Genomic DNA, 3854 nt, shown 5'->3' on the forward strand with positions numbered 1-3854 from the left:
TAGTGTCTGTCCATAAAGTACCATTTGCTGTGTTACGCTCGCCGCCAAAATCCTCATTTACGATGAGTAAACTCCGTTTTTGGCGGCTTCGCAAGCCTTGCAACTGGCACTTTCTGAACAGACACACATATTGTGAAAATTTTTGCGAGTTTATAGACACGCACTAAATACAACGTGGCAAAGGAACAAATTTTTCGATTTGCTGCCATCATAAGCATCTCCCATTCACCCCACGATATTGCCATTCACCACATTTTTCCCGAAGAACGGCGGAAACAAAGCTTTTTTTTAAAATTATATCCACCTTGCCGTAACGAAAGCAGAAGGCAGATGGTTTGGGGTTAAGGCTAAGGTTGAGGTTGAGAATTTACAATAGAACAAAGAGGTTGCACCACAGATAACACAGATTTACACAGATTATTTTATAGAGGATAAGAATAAGGTTAAGGTTAAGGTTAAGGTTAAGGTTAAGGTTGAGGTTGAGGTTGAGGTTGAGGTTAAAAATTTACCACCGGGAATAGAGAAACACAAAGGCAGAATACAAAAAACAGAAAATAGAAGATAGTTACCAGGCATCAGCAAAAGTTTAATACTATTGTTGTAGAGAACTCCGAAAAAAACTATATTTGCACCGCTTACAAAAAGGATTTCACAATCCGCCCGGATGGTGGAATTGGTAGACACGCAGGACTTAAAATCCTGTGGCCATCGCGGCCGTGCGGGTTCAAGTCCCGCTCCGGGTACAAAAAACGCTCTTTGGTAAATCCAAAGAGCGTTTTCTATTTCAATCCGGCGATTCGTTTTATCTCGTTCAGCTTATTCAGCGCATCAACCGGGGTCAGATTGTTTATATCCAAATTTACAATTTGATCCCGTATTTGCTGCAATACAGGATCATCCAGCTGGAAAAAGCTTAGCTGATATCCTTCACGATGTTGGGCCAAATCGCCTACAGGCTTTGAAATATCACCCTGCCTGTAATTATTTTCCAATTCGGATAAAATTTCATTGGCTCTCCTGACAACACTCGGTGGCATTCCGGCCATACGAGCCACGTGTATTCCAAAACTGTGCTCGCTTCCTCCCGGAACCAACTTACGCAAAAAAATCACCTTATTATCAACCTCCTTCACCGATACATTATAATTACGGCAACGGCTAAACGATTTTTCCATTTCATTGAGTTCATGATAATGCGTTGCAAACAATGTCTTTGCTCTTGCTTTAGTATTTTCATGAATATACTCAACAATTGACCAGGCAATAGAGATACCGTCGTAAGTACTTGTTCCGCGTCCAAGTTCATCAAAGAGCACCAGACTCTTCGACGAAAGATTGTTCAAAATACTCGAAGCTTCGTTCATTTCCACCATAAAGGTAGATTCTCCAAGTGAAATATTATCTGAAGCTCCAACACGTGTAAATATTTTATCAACCACCCCGATTGAAGCACTATCGGCAGGTACGAAGCTGCCAATCTGGGCAAGTAAAACAATAAGTGCCGTTTGTCTCAAAAGCGCTGACTTACCGGCCATATTGGGCCCGGTGATAATCATAACCTGCTGTGTGTCATTATCCAGGAACACATCGTTGGGAACATATTCCTCTCCCGCCGGAAGTTGTTTCTCGATAACCGGATGGCGACCTCCCCTTATATCGATTTCTTCACTGTCGTTTACTACCGGTCTTACATAATGATTTTCTGCCGCAAGGGTTGCAAATCCAAGCAAACAATCGAGGCGGGCCAGCAGATTGGAATTCAACTGAATAGCGGGAATAAATTCTGTAAGGGCAGAAACCAGGGCACCATAAAGCTCGGTCTCAAGAACAAGCATCCGTTCTTCTGCACCCAGAATTTTATTCTCGTACTCCTTCAGTTCTTCGGTAATATAACGCTCGGCATTTACAAGGGTTTGTTTGCGTATCCAGTCGGACGGAACTTTATCCTTATGGGTATTGCGTACCTCAATGTAATAACCGAAAACATTGTTAAAACTTATCTTAAGATTCGGTATTCCGGTTCGCCCGATTTCCCGTTTTTGCAACTCATTCAGGTAATCTTTACCGGAAAAGGCAATATGTCTGAGTTCATCAAGGTCGGTTGAGACTCCATCCCGAATGACGTTTCCTTTATTAATGTTATTGGGAGGATCGGGCACAATTTCCTTTTCGATTCGCTCTCTTATTGTATCACACGCATTAAGCTGATCTCCAAGATGGTTAAGCACCTCGTTATCGGCAGACATACACAACTTCTTAACAGGACCGATACTCCTCAGGGCATTTCGCATTTGTATCATTTCACGCGGAGTAATACGACCTGCCGCAACCTTGGAAACCAACCGCTCCAAATCCCCCACGGGTCGAAGGTGAGTTTCCAACTCCATCTTCAGTTCCGGGGCTTTAAAGAAGTGCTCAACGACCGATTGCCGATCCAGTATCGGTTGAACATCTTTAAGCGGCAAAGCAACCCATCTTTTAAGCAACCGGCTTCCCATCGGGGTAATCGTCTCATCGATAACATCTATTAAGGATCGTCCCCCTTCATTCACCGGGGCAAAAATCTCCAGGTTGCGAATGGTAAACCGGTCAAGCCATACATATTTATCTTCATCAATTCTTGAAATACTAGAAATATGGCTTATCTGGTGGTGCTGAGTAAGATCAAGATAGTGCAATACAGCACCTGCAGCTATAACGCCTGATTTCAGACGTTCAATTCCAAATCCTTTCAACGACTTTGTCTGGAAATGCTTCAATAGCTTGTCGCGGGCCGACTCTTCAGTAAAGACCCAATCATCAAGACCGTAGGTATAATGCCCTGAACCAAAAATTTCAGTAAAAGCACTACGTTTGTTCTTTTCGAAGAGTATTTCTTTAGGCTTAAACCCCGATATTAGTTTTTCGAGATGATCAAAAGGCCCCTCTGCTGTTAAAAACTCACCTGTAGAAATATCAAGGAATGCAACACCACCGGACTTTTGTTCGAGATGAACAGCTGCCAAAAAATTATTCTCGCGATGTTCAAGAATATTTTCATTAATAGCTACCCCGGGTGTAACCAGTTCGGTAACCCCGCGCTTTACAATTTTCCTGGTCATTTTAGGGTCTTCGAGCTGATCACACACGGCTACACGCTGTCCGGCTCTGACAAGTTTTGGAAGATATGTATCCAGTGCATGATGGGGAAATCCAGCCAGCTCAACAGAAGAGGCAGAACCATTAGCCCGTTGGGTAAGTGTAATACCAAGAATTCCGGATGCTTTTATGGCATCCTCCGAAAAAGTCTCATAAAAATCTCCTACTCTGAAAAGCAATATGGCATCAGGATACTTTCGCTTGATGTTGTAATACTGCTTCATCAGTGGGGTCTCAACAACCGGTGTTTTCGATTTTGCCAATGGAAAATTTGTTTTTTCTGATTCAACTTCAGTTTTCATCGAATAAGATGAGGTGGAAACCTTACAATTTCTTTATCTTGAGCATGAATCACACTGCCCGGCTCCGCCGCTTGCTTGCATGAATTTGGGTTAGTCTTACAAAGATAAAAAGAGAATCAAATAATAAAGATTTCTCCAATCTTTGATTTTGAATTATTGGATTCAATTAATATTTTTATATTCGCATTAATAAAAGTATGAACAGTAATCAAACATTTTGTATCATGAAATATCTGTTAAAAAATCTGGGTATATTATTTATCATTGCAGCTGTTGTTATTTTAGGCGTTTATGCTATAAACAGTTATACGGACAACATCTATTTGATTATTTCTATGCTCCTGCTGATAGGAGGATTATTTGTTCACATTATTCTCAATAGAAAAGTTGAAGAATGAGTCCACTCCTAACCTG

At 41.5% G+C, this 3854-nt stretch carries 2 protein-coding genes and 1 tRNA gene; 2 read left to right on the top strand and 1 reads right to left on the bottom strand.

The window, feature by feature from the left end; genetic code table 11:
• The first annotated feature begins 658 nt into the window (after nt 1–658).
• Nucleotides 659–743, top strand: a tRNA-Leu gene (locus OQ5_RS0112625).
• A gap of 36 nt (nt 744–779) precedes the next feature.
• Here the strand turns inward: OQ5_RS0112625 and mutS are convergent.
• Nucleotides 780–3401, bottom strand: a complete 2622-nt coding sequence (gene mutS, locus OQ5_RS0112630; RefSeq protein WP_026055277.1) for a DNA mismatch repair protein MutS — start codon at nt 3399–3401, stop codon at nt 780–782.
• Between the two features lie 263 nt (nt 3402–3664).
• On the opposite strand from mutS, the gene OQ5_RS23555 reads away from it, so the two are divergent.
• A complete protein-coding gene (locus OQ5_RS23555; protein ID WP_016777836.1) occupies nt 3665–3838 on the top strand; it encodes a hypothetical protein in 174 nt (57 codons plus the stop codon).
• The last annotated feature ends 16 nt before the right edge of the window (nt 3839–3854 follow it).

The sequence above is a fragment of the Anaerophaga thermohalophila str. Valhall genome, from assembly GCF_000250735.1.
Taxonomy (GTDB): domain Bacteria; phylum Bacteroidota; class Bacteroidia; order Bacteroidales; family Marinilabiliaceae; genus Anaerophaga; species Anaerophaga thermohalophila_A.